The following is a 14,779-nucleotide window of genomic DNA, read 5'->3' as shown; positions in this document are numbered from 1 at the left end:
TCAGCGCAGGCCGCGAAGGAACTGCTCGGTCACGGCGTGCACCCGCCGGGAGAAGACATGCCCCACGTGGCTGCCCTCGTACCAGTAGAGCTGTCCGCCCCAGCGCCGATGAAGCGCGATCGCGGGGTCGGGCATGGCCATCCGATCGTTGCGCGCGCCGACGATCAGGCGGCGATCCGCGGGTGCCGACGGTTCGACGGCCAGCGGGTCGATCACCGATGTCAGCGCGGTAATGGTTGCCGAGCGCATGACGCTGCCCGCGCGTACGGCCCCGGCCCCCTGCCGATGGATGTGGCGGGCGATCATCGCGTTCAGGCCCAGAATCGGGGTGTACAGCGCCACCGCGTCGACCTCTTCGAGACCCGACACGAGTGCGGCGACCGGACTGCCAAGGGACACACCGGATACCACGATGTTCGCCGCCTGGGGCCGCAGCCAGCGCACGAGCGCGCGTACCTCCGAGATCGCCCGCATCATGCCGGCGACATTGGCCAACGGCTCCGTTTCGGGATAGGACGGCCACGCGGCGCGCCGGAAACCGTGTCCGGGCTGGACGGGAAAGGCGATGTTGTAGCCCAGTTCGCGGTGAATGCGGCCGGCGCGGGACAGCAGCAGGTCCAGCGGGCCGCCCTGACCCGCGCCGTGCACCCACACCAGCCAGGGCCGGCCGGCGTCGCGGTGGCGGCACAGGTGGGCCCCCGCGGTGACCGGTCCGCCGAGACCTTCGGCCGCCAAGGAGCGCGGCAGCCGCGGATCGTGCTCGAACGTCACCGTCTCGTAGGCGAGCCGCCCGACCCGCCGCGGACGGATCATGGAAACCTGCAGCGGTTCCGGATCGGCGTGCGCCGCAACTCCCAGCGCCGAGAGCTCTTGCGCCGCCGGCGCGTAGTGGCTCAGCGGCTTCGTCAAGTTCACGCCGGGGCCGCCCACCACCGACATGCCCGTCAGCACAAGCTCATCGAGCATGACCTCGCCCAGCTGGCGCATGCCGGCGGGGGATGCCGGCGACCAGCCGGCGGACCGCGTGAGCGCGTTGACCGCGCGCGGCAACACCAGGCCGAATTCGCGGATAACCAGGAGCGAGCGGTCTGTCATGGTTGCCTAGCCGATCTTGAAGCCGGGGTAGCGGTGCGGCATCGAATCAGCCTTTCGTCCGGCGGTAGGCCTCGACGACGGGCGCCAGTTCGTCGGGTGTGGCGCCGTGCATGATGACCGCGTCGGCGCCGTAGTCCAATTCCCGGCGGACGCGCTCCGCGCACTGCCGGGCCGACCCGGTCGCCGCCGGCTCGAGCCATTCGGGGGGAATCAGCGTCGCGATGTGCTCGATCTGCTCAGCGGTGGCCTTGTGATCGATCCCGCCGGGAATCGAGGTCACCACCGAATCGGCCCGGAACCGTTGCAGCACCGCAGGATCCCAGTTGTTGGTCTGCACCATCAGGTCGCCGTAACCCTGCAGATAGGTTGCCAGCCGGGCCACGGTCTTCTTGAGTCGCAAGTCTTCGGGCAGGTGGTCACCGACGGTGGCGAGACACGACCACACCCGCACACCGTCGGGGTCGCGGCCGGCCTTCTCGGCCGCGTCCTTCACCGTCCTGACGCACCGCTGCAGCGTTTCCGGGGTGAAGTAGGTGTGCAGGATGACGTCGTCGAAGGCCCGACCGCCCAAGGCGAGCGTGTTGGGGCCGAAGGCGACGAGCCCCAGCCGGATGTCCTCGTCGAAGTCGGGGTCGAGGAAGAGGACCCGATACCGGCCCATCGGGCCGTCGTGGCCGAAGATGACCTCGCCGTGCCACAGCCGGCGCATCACCCGGGCGAAGTCCTCCATCTGCGCGGTCGTGACGGCCGGTACGCCGAACGCGGCGTACATCGCGGCCACGCCGCGCCCGATGCCGAGCGTGAATCGCCCACCGGAGAGGCGATGCATCGTCGTCGCCCACGACGCGGTGATCAGCGGGTGGCGGGTGTTGTGATTCGTTGCGGCGGTGGCGATCTGCATCCTGCCGGTGACCGCGCAGGCGGCGCCGGCGAGCGACGAGGCCTCCTTGACGTTCCAGCGTTCGGAGATGAACGCGGTTCCGAACCCCATCTCCTCACCCCGGCGGGCCTCGTTCATCAACGTGGCCGGACCCTCGCCGCCCGCCCCCGCGAGCAGGTAGTAGCCCAGTTCGTCGAGGGTTTCGGTCATTTCCATCACCACCTTGAAGCCGCGCGGATCAGCCCTCCTGCGGAAATCTATACTGTAATCTCCTTAGTATCCATTTCCACCACCGAGGAGGCCGGTGCGTGAAGGTGCCGTTCACCTGGAAGGTCACCGGCTGGTTCATGATCGGCTGGTCGCCGGAGTTCGGTGCCGGCGAGGTGCGGGCGCTGCGGTACTTCGGTGAGGACCTCGTCGCCTATCGTGACGATTCCGGTGAACCGCACGTCCTGGAAGCGCACTGCAAGCACCTCGGCGCCCACATCGGCCACGGTGGCAAGGTGGTCGGCGACTGCGTCGAGTGCCCGTTTCACGGGTGGCGCTGGGGACCCGACGGCACCAACCGCTACATCCCCTATCAGCCGGACAGGCCCAACCGCGCACTGCGACTTCGGGTGTACCCCGTACGCGAGCAGTGCGACTGCGTATTCGTGTGGCATCAGCCAAGCGGCAAGGAGCCGCAGTGGGAGCTGCCCGACCTCTTCGGTAAATTTCCGCAATTCGAAACCGACCCCGCCGGCTACTACCGGCCGTATCCGGAGTTTTCGCGGCGCGCGGCGAACGAACCCGTGCATCCCCAGATCGTCGCCGAGAACGGACCCGACAGCGCCCACTTCCGCCACGTTCACGGCGCGACCGTGACGCCGGTATGCCTGAACTGGCAGGCCGTCGACGAAGAGTGGCGGTTCCTCACCGGCTGGCCCGACGCGCGCAGTGATGATCCGGACAAGATGGCGTTGCGTATTCACAGCCATTTTTCCGGGCTGGGTTTCGCGATCAGCGCGTTCGAAGGGTCGTCAAACCACCGGCTGATCTTCGCGTGCACGCCCGTCGACGACGGGGTGTCGAACATTTTCTATTCGATCTGGTGGCCGAAGGTCCCCGGCGAGACCTCCGACGTTCCACCGGACGACGTGCGCGAACAGGTGGAGAGGCAGTTTCTGGGCACCGTGTGGGAGGACGTGGACATCTGGCGCTACCAGAAGTACGTCGAGCGCCCGGCGCTGTCCAAGGTGGACGCGAAACCGTATATGGCGCTGCGGCGCTGGGCCTCCCAATTCTACGAAGGGCCGGCATGACACCCGAGCTCGCCGAGCTCGCGGCGCCCGAACACACCGCTGTCGTCACCCAGGAATGCCAGGGCGCCGTCATGGGCCCCAACGCCGGGCTGGCGGTGCTCGCCACCGAGGCACGTCGCGAAGCGTTGCCCAACATCTGCCGGCTGCTGCCGGCCGCGCGCGCGGCGGGTGTGAAAGTCGTGCACTGCCTCGCGCAGCGCCGGCCCGACGGGCTCGGCGCCAACCACAACGCGAGGATCTTCGCCGTCGGCCGCCACGACGTCGGGATCGCCCCGGGCAGCGAAGGCGCGAGCCTGCTGCCGGAGCTCGGGCCGGGGCCGACCGACCTGGTGCTGCACCGCTGGCACGGCGTCGGGCCGATGGGCGGCACCGACCTCGACGCGATCCTGAGGAATCTCGGCGTCTCGACCATCGTGGCCGTCGGGGTGTCCCTCAACATCGCGATTCCCAACCTCGTCATGGACGCCGTCAACGCGGCCTACCGTGTCGTCCTGCCGCGCGACGCGGTCGCGGGCTTTCCCACCGAGTACGGGCAAGCCGTCATCGACAACACGTTGTCGCTGCTGGCCACGATCACCACGACCGAGTATCTTCTGCGCGCGTGGAAACAGAGCTGAGCACCGCGACCGGGCGAGAATTCACCGTCGCGGCGGTCGCGAACGCCGTCGCGGCCGCGATCCCCGATCGGGAACTGATCGCACAGGGTGATCGGCGCTATACGTACGCGCAGATCGTCGACCGGTCCAGCAGGCTGGCGTCCTATCTGCACTCGCGTGGACTGGGATGCCACACCGAGCGTTCGTCACTTTCGGGACACGAGACGGGGCAGGATCTCGTCGGTCTTTACGCCTACAACGGAAACGAGTTCGTCGAATCGCTGCTCGGCGCGTTCCGGGCGCGGGTCGCGCCGTTCAACGTCAACTTCCGGTACGTCAAGAACGAGCTGCAATACCTGCTCGCCGACGCCGGTGCGTCCGCGCTGATCTACCACGCCGCGTTCGCGCCACGGGTCGCCGAGGTGCTGCCCGACCTGCCCGCGTTGCGGGTCCTCATCCAGATCGCCGACGGCTCGGGCAACGAGCTGCTCGACGGCGCCGTCGACTACGAGACCGTCATCGAAACCACGTCCCCGGCGCCGCCGCCCGTCGCACCGTCGCCCGACGATCTCTACGTCCTCTACACCGGCGGCACGACCGGGATGCCGAAGGGGGTGCTGTGGCGCCAGCACGACATCTTCATGACGTCGTTCGGAGGCAGAGATCTCTACAGCGGCCAGGCCGCGCGCTCCTACGACGAGATCGCGGCGCGGGCAGCCCAGAATCCGGGCACCAAGATCATGGTTCTGCCGCCGCTGATCCACGGCGCCGCCCAGTGGGGCGTGATGACCGCGATCACCACCGGCCAGTCGCTGGTCTTCTCCTCGGTTGTCGACCACATGGACGCCGGGGAGGTCGTCGCCACGATCGAACGGGAGAAGGTCGCGGTCGTCACCGTCGTGGGCGACGCGATCGCCCGGCCCCTGCTGGCGGCGATCGAAAACGGGACCGCGGACGTGTCGTCGTTGGGGGTGGTGGCCAACGGCGGCGCCCTGCTGACCCCCCACATCAAGGAGCGCCTGATCAAAGCTGTTCCCGGACTCGTCGTGGTCGACGGCGTCGGCTCGTCGGAATCCGGAGCTCAGCTGACCCATCTGTCGATGACGGGAGCGGTGTCGACCGGCACCTTCAACCCCGGACCGGACACGTGCGTCGTCGCCGACGACCTCAGCGCGGTGCTGAAACCCGGCCACCGCGACATCGGGTGGCTCGCCCAGCGCGGCTACGTGCCGCTCGGCTACAAGGGGGACGCCGCCACGACGGCTGCGACGTTCCCCCTCGTCGGCGGCGTGCGCCACTCGGTGCCCGGCGACCGTGCGCGCCATCTCGAAAACGGCGCCATCGAGTTGCTCGGCCGTGACTCCGTGACGATCAACTCCGGCGGCGAGAAGATCTTCGCCGAGGAGGTCGAGACGGCGATCTCGTCTCACCCGGCGGTCGCCGACGTCGTGGTCGCCGGCCGGCCGAGCGAGCGCTGGGGGCAGGAGGTTGTCGCCGTGGTCGCGCTCGCCGACGGCGCCCGCGCCGACGCGCGGGAACTGATCGAGCACGCCGCGGTGTCCATCGCCCGCTACAAGCTGCCGAAGGCGGTCGTGTTCCGCCCGGTGATCGAGCGCAGCCCGTCGGGCAAGGCCGACTACCGGTGGGCCCGCGAACAGGCCGTCGGCGACGCCTGAGATGCCCCGGGGCTATTCGGCGCCGAGTGGGACGAGGTCCGACTCGCCGGGCGAATACCAGCGCGCGCGGCTGCGGTAGCGTTCGGTCGGATGAACCGGGTGCTGCGCGAGCGCCGCCGCCGCAAGCGCATGGGCCTTGAAGGTTCGCGCCGCCGCGGTCAGCCGGTGCTGCACGTCGTCGACGCGGTGGTCAAGCTCGGCCGGCCACGCATCGCCCCAGAGTGTCACCTCGGCGCCGCGGTCCAACGCGGCGACGACGAGGTCGCGGACACAGCCGTCGCGGGTGAACGCGTGAACCGCGACCGCCAACGTCTGCGTCCACGGCCCCTTGCCGATCGACGCGAACACCGAGTCGAAGCGCAGCGTTGCCGCGCCCAGGATCTGAAGCGGCCGCGCATCGCAGTCACCGGGCACGAGGACGTTGACGTCCCAGCCGGCCATCGCCCGGTCGAACAACCAGCCGCCGGCCGATCGGACCACATCGCCGGCGTCAGACCCGATCACGTCAACCCGGTAGCGGGTGAGGACGGTGGTGTTCGGGTGAACGACGCGAAGTCGGTCCTGCCGGTCCTGGTCGCCCACATGGAAGGCTTCAGCCCTCATGACATCTCGTTCCTTCGCAGCCCTCAGAGAACGGGTCGAACACCAGCTTCGACATCGTCATCGCGTCGTCCTTCAGCACATCTCGACGAGAACCCGCCACGGTCGGCCCCACGATCCGCCGAGCGGGCGGGCCCGGCTCGGGATCGCATGACCCGACTCACACACAGCGTGACATTATTGCTTGTGTCTGTAAAGGTTGGATGTCGGAACAAGGGAGTCCCCGATGAGCCTCGTAGCCGGGCGCGGTCCACTCAGCAAGGATCCCGCCGGCTGGTTCTCTCCCCCGATACCCGCCGACGTGGTCTATACCGAGCCACACCCCAGACGTGTGCAGGCATTCCGCGACGGACACCTGGTCATCGACACCGAGCGGGCGCTGATGGTGCACCGGCGAGACCATCCCCTCAGCTACGCGTTCCCGCTCGACGAGGTTGACGGCCTGCCCACCAGGCCCGTGCCGGAGGCACCCGGATACGTCGCGGTGCCGTGGGACGCGGTCGACGCCTGGCTCGAGGAGGGACGCGAGCTCGTCCGCTACCCACCCAACCCCTACCACCGCGTGGACTGCCGCCCGACCAAGCGCCGGTTGCGCGTCAGCGTCGCCGGTACCACGCTCGTGGACACGGTCGATACGGTGATCGTCTTCGAGACGGCACTCGAACCCCGCCTCTACGTCGACCCTTCGCTGGTGCGCACCGATCTGCTGCGACGATCCGGAACGGCGAGCTATTGCAACTACAAGGGTGGGGCGACCTACTGGTCGGCCGCCATCGGCGGCACCGAGATCGACGACGTGGCCTGGAGCTATGAGGACCCGCCGCCCGAGAGCCTGCCGATCAGGGGATGCCTCAGCTTCGATGCCGCTCGCGCGGACGTGCGTGCCGAATTGCCGGCGGGGCGGTGAAGGGTTCCACCTCACCGGGATTGCTGATCGAGCGGTGTGGTGCTGACCTCGGCTGCGGCGACGAACTCCGTGCGGTGCGCCAATGTGATTGCCGCGCCGTCGATGTCGAAGCCGACGCGGCCGCGGATGTCCTCGGAGGAGGCGCCGACCAACGCGGTGCGCCGACCGGGCCCGACGACGAGGTCGCCGCCGCGTCCCAGATAGGCGAGCTGCGCGACATTCAGCGTGAAACGGACGGTAGCCGTCTGCCCGGGCGCGAGGTCGACCCGGGCGAAGCCGACCAGTTCCCGGGCCGGCCGGGTCACGCCGACGGCGGTCTGGCTGATGTAGAGCTGCACGATCTCGCAGCCCCGGCGCCGGCCGCTGTTGGTGACCTCGACCGTGAAACGCGCCTCACCGCCGGTCGTCACGGTGTGGTTGTGCAGCTGTAGCTCCGAGTAGTCGAAGGTCGTGTAGCTCAGGCCGTGGCCGAACGCAAACAGGGGGGTGGCCGGCATATCGGTGTAGCCCTTGTGGAGGTCGGTTTCCGTTCTGCGGTAGCCACTCCCGTTCTTCTGGCCGGCGTAGATCGGCACCTGTCCGGAGTGCCGAGGCAGCGTGTAGGGCAGCCTGCCGCCCGGATTGGTGACGCCGAACAGCGCATCGGCCAGCGCGGCCGCATGATGCGGGCCGCCGTAGTAGCCGGTGATCCAGGCCGGCACCACATCCACCACGCTCGACAGGCCGTACGGGCGACCCATCGCCAGGACGCCGACCGTCGGCTTGCCCAGCTCGGCGATCGCACGCACCAGCTCGACCTGGGGTGCGGGCAGGTCGATGTCGGCGGTGTCGCTGCCCTCCCCCTCGGTGATGTTGGTGCCGAACCACCCGCCCCGTCCGCCGAGCGCGAGGATGACGACGTCGGCCTCCGCCGCGGCCGCCACCGCCGCCGGGATATCCGCCGGTTCGGCGTGCGTGACACCACAGCCCGCGGCGCTGATGACGGTCGCGTCCGGGACGACGGCCCGCACGGCGTCGGTCAGCGACACCGCGCCGTAACGCTCACGGACGTAGTCGTCGAGCTCGCCGGCCAAGATGGGTGCCATCTCGGCGGCGAGCGCCTCGACGTCGACGCCGTCGGACGGGGCGAGCTCCGGCAGCCCGGCCATCGCGCCGGTGTCCCCGGCGGCACCGCCGAACGCCGCGGCCATCCCCCGCATCAACTGCGCCGCACCCGGATACGTGTAGGCCGGGAATCCCACCAGCACGCCGTCGGCATGCGGACCGAGCACCGCCACGGTCTTGACCTCCGTCGACAGCGGCAAGAGCTCACCGGTGTTCTTCAGCAGCGTGACCGACTGCGCGGCAAGGCGCCGCGACAGCTCGTCGCCCTGCCGGGCCACCGTCGAGATCGCGATCGGGTCCTCGGCAACGTAGGGGTTGTCGAACAGCCCGAGCGCGAACTTGTCGCGCAGCACCCGCAGCGCCGAACGGTCGAGCCATTCGCCGGGCACCCGGCCGGCCTCGACCGCGGCCGCCAGGGTGCGGCCATAGCCGAACTCCGCCGGCAGCTCGACATCCAACCCGGCTTCCAGCGCGAGCGCCCCGGCCTGCTCGGCGGTGGATGCCACCAGCTGGCGATCCCGCAGATAGGCGATCGTCATGTAGTCCGAGACCACCGTGCCGGCGAAGCCCAGCCGGTCGCGCAGCAGCCCGGTGAGCAGCTCGCGCGACATCCCGATCGGGACCCCGTCGCACTCGGAGTAGGAGTTCATCACCGACGCGAGCCCGGCCCGGCGGATCGCCGCCTCGAACGGCCTTGCGTACACCTCGTAGAGTTCCCGGTCGCCAACCGTGGTGGCGGCCATGTTCTGGCCGGCCTCGGTCACCCCGTAACCCAGGAAGTGCTTCGCCGTGGCCATCACCCCGTCCCGCAAATCGGTGCCCTGCAGGCCGCGGGTGAACGCGACCGCCATCGCGCTGACCAAGCAGGGATCCTCCCCGTATGTTTCGTGCACGCGGCCCCATCGGGCGTCCCTGGCGACGTCGAACAGGGGCGAGAGCGCCTGCCGCAGCCCGACGCTGCGCATCTGGCGGCGGACCAGATCCGCCATCTGACCGACTCCCTTCGGATCCCACGACGCAGCGAGCCCGATCGCGGTCGGAAACGCGGTGAATCCCGGCGCGACAACGCCGTTGAGCGCCTCATTGTGGAAGATCGCCGGAATGCCCAGCCTCGTCCCGGTGACCAGATGCCGCTGCACCGCGTTGATCACCCGGGCCTGATCGACCGGCGACTTGTGGCCGAACATCGCGATCCCCGCCACATGCCCGATCCCCTCCCGGATCGACGCCCTGAACGCGGCGGAAACCGCGCCGTCGCGGTCGAGGACAGACATCGGCATCACCGACGAGACTTGCAGGGCCTTTTCTGTCACCGTCATCCGCGCCAGCAGATCCTGCGCGCGCTGCTCGGCGGTGTCGTTACAGGTCATGCTGGACCCCTTCCCTACGCCCGGGTCGCCACCCAAAAATAGTGCGTGACACTTTTGACGTGATCTGTAAAGCTGGGAGGGCACCCGGGAGAGAGGCAACGCGGTTGGGCATCGTGACGACGAGCTCGGAGACGGCCTTCACGCAGGCACCCGAGGCGATCTATGACTTCGTCACCAACCCGGCGAACTGGACGAAAACCTACCCCGGGAACGTGCACATCGGCGACCTGCCGGACGAGCTGCCGCTGAAGGTCGGCGACAGCTGGTCGGAGTCCGGCCCCGACGGCGACCGGATCTTCACCTGGCTGTTGGCGATAGCGATGCGGCCGACGTTGTGGGTCTTCAACTCGGTCGGCCGCCTCGGGCACGACCGCGAGGGCAACGGCGGTTTCGAGGGCCGGATGACGATCCAGTACCACTTCACCCGGCCGGGCCGCGACATCACGCTGTTCACCCGAACCATGACCATCGAAGCCTACAAACACGCTCCGCTGCCGGACGGGTTCTTCCGGATCGTCAACCCCGCCAACATCGACGCCTACCACCAGGCGATCGCACGCGAGCTGGAGGGACCGGGTGTCGCCGGCGGCTGAGGATCTGGAGGCGATCAGGCAACTCAAGGCCCGGTACTGCCGCCTGCTCGACACCAAGGACTGGGACGGCTGGCGCGACGTGTTCACCGAAGACGTCGTCGCGGTCGTGGACAACGCGGTGTCCACCGGGGGCGCCGACGGCCAACCCGGGCCGGCCTGGGAAGGCGTCGACGTGTTCGTTCCGTCGGTGCGATCCGCGGTCGAGAACTGCGTGACCGTGCACCATGTGCACAGCCCCGAGATCGAGCTCACCTCCGAGACGACGGCGACCGGCATCTGGGCGATGGAGGACACCGTCGAGTCACCCGACGGCTGGGCCCTCTACGGCGCAGGCCACTACCACGAAACCTATGCCAAACAAGACGGCCGCTGGCGGATCAAGTCGAACCACCTGACCCGGACCCGACTCAAACTCGTGACTTCTTGACGCGAAACTCAATCCTCTGCGGTGTGTTTCGGCGTGTCGCCGCAGTAGGTTACGTGTCGCGGGCGCGGTGAAGTGCCCGCCTGAGCGCGGCGCCCTGGATCGCGAACAGCTGCCGGCTCATCTCCCAAGCGGGGGCCAGTGAGTCGAAGCCGTGACAGGTGCCCGGAAAGACATGCAACTCCACTCCGTGGCCACACCGGCCCGCATCAGCCGCAGCGCGTAGTCGACGGCTTCGTCGCGCAGCGGATCGAGCTCCGAGCAGGTGATCAACGCGCCTGCCACACCGGTCAGCTCGCAACGTCGGGCCGGCACGGCTCCGGTCGGCGCCGGCTCGCCCGCGAGGTAGTGGTGCCCGTTTTCCCGCAGACTCCCGCTCTACGAGTTCACGAGACTCCTTCGCCCACGCACCGCGGGGCGCATGTGAGCTCCGCTGAGTTCGGATTGACTGCCGTCGGGTTGGGGAGGCATCATCGGTGGGCAAGCACCTCGTTAGGTGAGGCGTCTGCACGGACACAGGCCACTGACCCTCAACGTCGAAAGACGCCCCCGGTCAGGACAGCCCCTCCCGGCTTAAGGGTTGGGCCCAAGTGGCTTCCGGCGGGTTTTGCCGGGTACGCCGTGTGGTGCCGAAGCTCTGACGAGAGGGGTGCATCTCCGACCATCGTCGGGGTCGCACTCCCGCCCTGCGCGCAACTGTCACGACATCGAGATGTCCGGATCGCGAGGAGGTGAGGACGACATGAGTTGCGGCGATAGTCCCTGCTCATATCTTGCGTTTGTTTCGTTCGCCTTCCGGCCCCCGCACGGCTCGCTCGCCTGAGCCGGCAGTTTCCCTTACCCGGGCAACGGCACTCGCCGCGATATGCGGCCGAGCCGGTCCTGTCTGCGTGAAACCGCTGTGCTGCAGAGCAACTGGTGTGCGGCCGGACTTACCGGCTAGGAGAAGACCATGACTCTTGCGCCCACCCGTGAAGAAATGACTGCTGCCACCGCGGATCCGCTGGTCGATGCCGCCGCTGCGGTGCTCGGCGTGCCGGTGTGTCACCTGTACGCGGTGTTGTGGCGCGCGGGCCTGCTCACGATCCTGGAATGAGCATTCGGCTGTGCTCATGAACGCCGTACTGCGGTTCGCCGACTCCGCCTCGGCCGCCGCGGCCGCCGCCGACATGGCCAGGGTGGCAACGATCCCACAACCCGGTCCCGCCCAGCCGACGGTCTCGATTCCCGGCCATCCCGACGCGCTGGCCGCCACCTACAGCTACAACTCGTACGGCGCCGACCAACACCCGGTCACGGTGATCTCCTACACCCCACACGGCGCATACGTGCTGTGCCAAACCGCCCAGGCAGACCGGGCCGACGCCGCCGCCGCGCTGATCGCCCAGACCCTCGACATCCAAGGGCCCCGCATCGACACGTTCGCCCCCACCGACCCGGCCAAGTTCGCCGACCTGCCCGCCGACCCGACCGGCCTGCTGGCACACACCATGCCGGCACCGAACTGGCCGGAACCCCAGGAATCCGCCCCAACCAACCCGAAGATCGGCGTCTACCAGCCCGACGCCGCCCTGCACTTCCAAGACGACCCGCTCGGCGCGGCCGCGGCGTTTTCCACCGCCGGCGTCGCGGCCATGTCGGATAACCAGACCCTCGTCTACCAAGCCCGCGACCCCGCCGCCGCTGCCCAACTGGCTCAAGACCTGGCCGACCTGGTGCTGCAACTGCAACCCTCGGCCACACCGATCGGGGGCGTCGACTTCATGCCCACCAGCCGATGCGTGCAATCCGACCGGCCGGGAGGAAACGGCCAAAGCCAGTACTCCTGCTACGCCCCGGCCGACACCGTCACGATCGAAGCACACTCCGCCGACGCCACCGGCGCCCGTCAAGAGACCGCCGCTCAATACAAGATGCTGCTGGCGAAATAACCGCGGTCAGTCAGGCGCGCAGAACGGGTAGAGCTTCAGGGCCGGTGCCGCGACCTGAGCTCGGCGAGAACTTCCTCGGTGTGCCGGCCGAGTTCGGGTGCGACGGACCGCGGTGCCCATGGCGTGCCGTGGAAGTCGGCGGGGGTTGCGACCATCGGAACGGCGGACCCGGCATCCGGCACGTAGACGATGCCGCCCGCGGCGTGGAACTGGTCGTCGGCCACGACGTCTTCGAGAGTGTTGACCGGCGACCAGAAGAATTCCGGTTCGCCCGAAAACACCTGCGCCCATTCGTCAAGCGACTTCGTCGCGAAGATTCCGTCCAACAGGCCGATGAGCTCCGCGGCGTTCGCGGCGCGGGTACGTCCGTCGCGGAAGCGCGGATCGGTCAGCCACTCCGGCCGTCCCACCACCCGGCAGAGCGCCGGCCAATGCCGGGCGGCCTCGAGCCCGACGATCCAGAATCGCCGCCCGTCGCCGGCGGTGTAGTTGTTCATGCACGGATTGCCCATCGTCTCGCGTTGTCCGATCGCGATGGGGCGGCCGGTGAGGAGGAAGGTGTTGAGGTCGAAGCTCACCGTGTAGGCGCCCTGGCGGTAGAGCGAGGTGGTCACCAGCTGACCGGTACCCGTTCGCGCCCGGGCCAGCAGGGCGGCGCATATCGCGGCGACCAGCGTCATGCCGGCCATGTGGTCGCCCATACCCCCTCGCTGGAACGGCGGGGTGTCACCCGGGCGGGTGAGCAGATGAGCCAGACCGGCGCGGGACCAGAAAGCCGCAACGTCGTAGGCGGGGCGGTCGGCGTCGGGTCCGGTCTCGCCGTACCCGGTGATCAGGCCGTAGACGAGGCGGCCGTTGCGCATGGCCACCGTGGCAAAGTCGAGCCCGACGCGCCGCAACGCCCCAGGACGGATGTTCGTCAGGAAAACGTCTGCGTCGCTGATCAATTCGAGCGCCGTCGCGCGCCCAGCCTCGGTGGTGACATCGAGAACGACGCTGCGCTTGGAGCGGTTGTCCATCTCGAACGGAGGGTTCGGCCCGGGATCGGTTCCCAGCATCCGGCCGAACTGTCGCCCCGGATCACCCGTCGGGGGCTCGATCTTGATGACGTCCGCGCCCCAGTCGGCGAGGATGCCGCCGGCGGCCGGGCCGGCGACCCAGACGCCGAGCTCGACGACCTGTAGGCCTTCCAGCGGTCCCGCCATGACCGTATTTCTATCGGCCGGCGCGGCGTCGTTACTACCTTTCGGTGATCCGGGCACCAAATCAACGTGACACTTCGTCGATAATTTGTAAAGCTATAGTCATGCACCAGACAGCGCCGGCCCAGCGAGGCGACGATCAGGCCGACGAAGACGCCTCCACGCATCAGCGGCTGCTCGCGGCCACGGCGGAGGTGCTCAGCCGCAAGGGCATGACCAAGCTGAGCCTCTCGGAGGTCGCGGCGCAGGCCGGAGTTTCGCGGCCGACCCTCTACCGGTGGTTCGCGTCGAAAGAAGAGTTGCTCGACGCGTTCTCCGCTTGGGAGAGGCAGATGTACGGCCGCGGAATGGCAAAGGCGACGGCGGGTCTGCGCGGCAAAGAGAAGCTCGACGCCGCCCTGCGGTTCATCGTCGACTATCAACACTCGTACTCGGGATACCGGATGGTGGACATCGAGCCCGGTCATGTCATCGGGCAGTTGTCGGGCGTGATCCCGATCATGCGCGAACGACTTCAACGGCTGCTTCCGGGGCCCAACGGTGCGGTGGCCGCGGCGACCGCGATCCGAGTCGCGGTATCGCACTACATCGTGGGCAGCGATGATGCCGACCAGTTCCTGGCACAGCTTCGTCATGCCGTGGGAATCAAGCACCCATCCCCCGACGAATCGGAAAGCGACGGCTAGCGCGTCACAATCGTCGCGGCGGCGATCAGCCCGCCGTCGGTGTTGACCGGCATCGCACCACCGATCTCGGTGTCCCCGTCGGCCAGCAGCCTCTCCTGCTCCCCATCGGCGCAAAACCCCGCCTCGGCCAGGTGAATCACCTCCGCGCCGGCGTCGGTGTCCTGCAGCTGGATCACATCGACATCCTCCGGCGCCACCCCGGCCCTCTCGAACGCCGCACGCGACGCATACACCGTCGGCGACACGTCCTCATCCAACGGGGCGGAGGTCGCGTGGACCTCGTAGGCGCCGTAGCGGCGGGTGCGGATCTCCACGGCCCGCAGATACACCGGCGCGGCGGTGTAGCGGTGCGCGATGTCGGCGCGGCACATGATCACCGCGGCGGCGCCCTCGTCGGGCGCGCAGAACATGTAC

14 protein-coding genes, 2 pseudogenes and 1 riboswitch are annotated in these 14,779 nt (G+C 68.6%); of the genes and pseudogenes, 9 read left to right on the top strand and 7 right to left on the bottom strand.

Going from position 1 to position 14,779, the window contains the following annotated elements; genetic code table 11:
- Together VKG81_RS15905 and VKG81_RS15900 are read right to left on the bottom strand one after the other, a co-directional pair.
- Complete coding sequence (locus tag VKG81_RS15905; RefSeq protein WP_324397526.1) at positions 1-1,095, bottom strand: alpha/beta hydrolase; 1,095 nt, start codon at positions 1,093-1,095, stop codon at positions 1-3.
- Between the two features lie 46 nt (positions 1,096-1,141).
- Complete coding sequence (locus tag VKG81_RS15900; protein ID WP_324397541.1) at positions 1,142-2,185, bottom strand: TIGR03857 family LLM class F420-dependent oxidoreductase; 1,044 nt, start codon at positions 2,183-2,185, stop codon at positions 1,142-1,144.
- 98 nt (positions 2,186-2,283) lie between these two features.
- Here VKG81_RS15900 and VKG81_RS15895 point away from each other — a divergent pair, with 98 nt between their 5' ends.
- From VKG81_RS15895 to VKG81_RS15885, 3 genes are read left to right on the top strand one after another with little or no spacing between them, the layout of a single operon-like run.
- Positions 2,284-3,276, top strand: a complete 993-nt coding sequence (locus tag VKG81_RS15895; protein WP_324397525.1) for an aromatic ring-hydroxylating oxygenase subunit alpha — start codon at positions 2,284-2,286, stop codon at positions 3,274-3,276.
- The gene (locus tag VKG81_RS15890; protein ID WP_324397524.1) at positions 3,273-3,893 is read left to right on the top strand and encodes a cysteine hydrolase; all 621 of its coding nucleotides are present in this window, start codon (positions 3,273-3,275) and stop codon (positions 3,891-3,893) included. Before VKG81_RS15895 ends, VKG81_RS15890 begins: the two co-directional genes overlap by 4 nt.
- Complete coding sequence (locus VKG81_RS15885) at positions 3,878-5,548, top strand: acyl-CoA synthetase (RefSeq protein ID WP_324397523.1); 1,671 nt, start codon at positions 3,878-3,880, stop codon at positions 5,546-5,548. The genes VKG81_RS15890 and VKG81_RS15885 overlap by 16 nt, the downstream gene beginning before the upstream one ends.
- Before the next feature lie 12 nt (positions 5,549-5,560).
- Here VKG81_RS15885 and VKG81_RS15880 read toward each other — a convergent pair whose 3' ends face one another.
- On the bottom strand, positions 5,561-6,151 hold the full coding sequence (locus VKG81_RS15880) for a hypothetical protein (RefSeq protein ID WP_324397522.1): 591 nt from the start codon (positions 6,149-6,151) through the stop codon (positions 5,561-5,563).
- Positions 6,152-6,374: 223 nt separating this feature from the next.
- Here VKG81_RS15880 and VKG81_RS15875 point away from each other — a divergent pair, with 223 nt between their 5' ends.
- A complete protein-coding gene (locus VKG81_RS15875) occupies positions 6,375-7,055 on the top strand; it encodes a DUF427 domain-containing protein (RefSeq protein WP_324397521.1) in 681 nt (226 codons plus the stop codon).
- Positions 7,056-7,066: 11 nt separating this feature from the next.
- Here the strand turns inward: VKG81_RS15875 and VKG81_RS15870 are convergent, their stop codons facing one another.
- The gene (locus tag VKG81_RS15870) at positions 7,067-9,529 is read right to left on the bottom strand and encodes a beta-glucosidase family protein (protein WP_324397520.1); all 2,463 of its coding nucleotides are present in this window, start codon (positions 9,527-9,529) and stop codon (positions 7,067-7,069) included.
- A 104-nt stretch (positions 9,530-9,633) separates the two neighbouring features.
- Between VKG81_RS15870 and VKG81_RS15865 the strand changes: the two genes are divergently transcribed.
- Positions 9,634-10,122, top strand: a complete 489-nt coding sequence (locus VKG81_RS15865) for an SRPBCC family protein (protein WP_324397519.1) — start codon at positions 9,634-9,636, stop codon at positions 10,120-10,122.
- Positions 10,106-10,549, top strand: coding sequence for a nuclear transport factor 2 family protein (locus tag VKG81_RS15860; protein ID WP_324397518.1), 444 nt, complete (start codon positions 10,106-10,108; stop codon positions 10,547-10,549). The genes VKG81_RS15865 and VKG81_RS15860 overlap by 17 nt, the downstream gene beginning before the upstream one ends.
- 49 nt (positions 10,550-10,598) lie before the next feature.
- Here VKG81_RS15860 and VKG81_RS15855 read toward each other — a convergent pair.
- A pseudogene (locus VKG81_RS15855) lies at positions 10,599-10,897 on the bottom strand (alpha/beta hydrolase); the annotation flags it as partial.
- 130 nt (positions 10,898-11,027) lie between these two features.
- Positions 11,028-11,202, top strand: a riboswitch (M-box (ykoK) riboswitch).
- A 296-nt stretch (positions 11,203-11,498) separates the two neighbouring features.
- Here VKG81_RS15855 and VKG81_RS15850 point away from each other — a divergent pair.
- Positions 11,499-11,642 (top strand): Rv1535 domain-containing protein, encoded by a 144-nt coding sequence (locus VKG81_RS15850; RefSeq protein ID WP_324397517.1) that lies wholly within the window; start codon positions 11,499-11,501, stop codon positions 11,640-11,642.
- A 16-nt stretch (positions 11,643-11,658) separates the two neighbouring features.
- Entirely contained in the window at positions 11,659-12,477 is an 819-nt protein-coding gene (locus tag VKG81_RS15845; protein ID WP_324397516.1) for a DUF7373 family lipoprotein, read from the top strand.
- Between the two features lie 35 nt (positions 12,478-12,512).
- On the opposite strand, the gene VKG81_RS15840 is transcribed toward VKG81_RS15845, so the two are convergent.
- On the bottom strand, positions 12,513-13,682 hold the full coding sequence (locus VKG81_RS15840; RefSeq protein WP_324397515.1) for a CoA transferase: 1,170 nt from the start codon (positions 13,680-13,682) through the stop codon (positions 12,513-12,515).
- Between the two features lie 101 nt (positions 13,683-13,783).
- On the opposite strand from VKG81_RS15840, the gene VKG81_RS15835 reads away from it, so the two are divergent.
- The gene (locus tag VKG81_RS15835; RefSeq protein ID WP_324397514.1) at positions 13,784-14,365 is read left to right on the top strand and encodes a helix-turn-helix domain-containing protein; all 582 of its coding nucleotides are present in this window, start codon (positions 13,784-13,786) and stop codon (positions 14,363-14,365) included.
- Between the two features lie 20 nt (positions 14,366-14,385).
- Here the strand turns inward: VKG81_RS15835 and VKG81_RS15830 are convergent.
- Positions 14,386-14,779, bottom strand: a pseudogene (locus tag VKG81_RS15830) (thiolase C-terminal domain-containing protein); the annotation flags it as partial.

Source organism: Mycobacterium sp., from assembly GCF_035314905.1.
GTDB lineage: Bacteria > Actinomycetota > Actinomycetes > Mycobacteriales > Mycobacteriaceae > Mycobacterium.
Note: the sequence above shows the minus strand (reverse complement) of the source record. Positions and strands in the feature narration are given on the sequence as shown.

What these genes read in the sequence shown, in the direction of transcription:
- VKG81_RS15905 (WP_324397526.1), bottom strand. Translation starts at nt 1,095, where the DNA reads ATGACAGACCGCTCGCTCCTGGTTATCCGCGAATTCGGCCTGGTGTTG.
- VKG81_RS15900 (WP_324397541.1), bottom strand. Translation starts at nt 2,185, where the DNA reads ATGACCGAAACCCTCGACGAACTGGGCTACTACCTGCTCGCGGGGGCG.
- VKG81_RS15890 (WP_324397524.1), top strand. Translation starts at nt 3,273, where the DNA reads ATGACACCCGAGCTCGCCGAGCTCGCGGCGCCCGAACACACCGCTGTC.
- VKG81_RS15880 (WP_324397522.1), bottom strand. Translation starts at nt 6,151, where the DNA reads ATGAGGGCTGAAGCCTTCCATGTGGGCGACCAGGACCGGCAGGACCGA.
- VKG81_RS15875 (WP_324397521.1), top strand. Translation starts at nt 6,375, where the DNA reads ATGAGCCTCGTAGCCGGGCGCGGTCCACTCAGCAAGGATCCCGCCGGC.
- VKG81_RS15870 (WP_324397520.1), bottom strand. Translation starts at nt 9,529, where the DNA reads ATGACCTGTAACGACACCGCCGAGCAGCGCGCGCAGGATCTGCTGGCG.
- VKG81_RS15850 (WP_324397517.1), top strand. Translation starts at nt 11,499, where the DNA reads ATGACTCTTGCGCCCACCCGTGAAGAAATGACTGCTGCCACCGCGGAT.
- VKG81_RS15845 (WP_324397516.1), top strand. Translation starts at nt 11,659, where the DNA reads ATGAACGCCGTACTGCGGTTCGCCGACTCCGCCTCGGCCGCCGCGGCC.
- VKG81_RS15840 (WP_324397515.1), bottom strand. Translation starts at nt 13,682, where the DNA reads ATGGCGGGACCGCTGGAAGGCCTACAGGTCGTCGAGCTCGGCGTCTGG.
- VKG81_RS15835 (WP_324397514.1), top strand. Translation starts at nt 13,784, where the DNA reads ATGCACCAGACAGCGCCGGCCCAGCGAGGCGACGATCAGGCCGACGAA.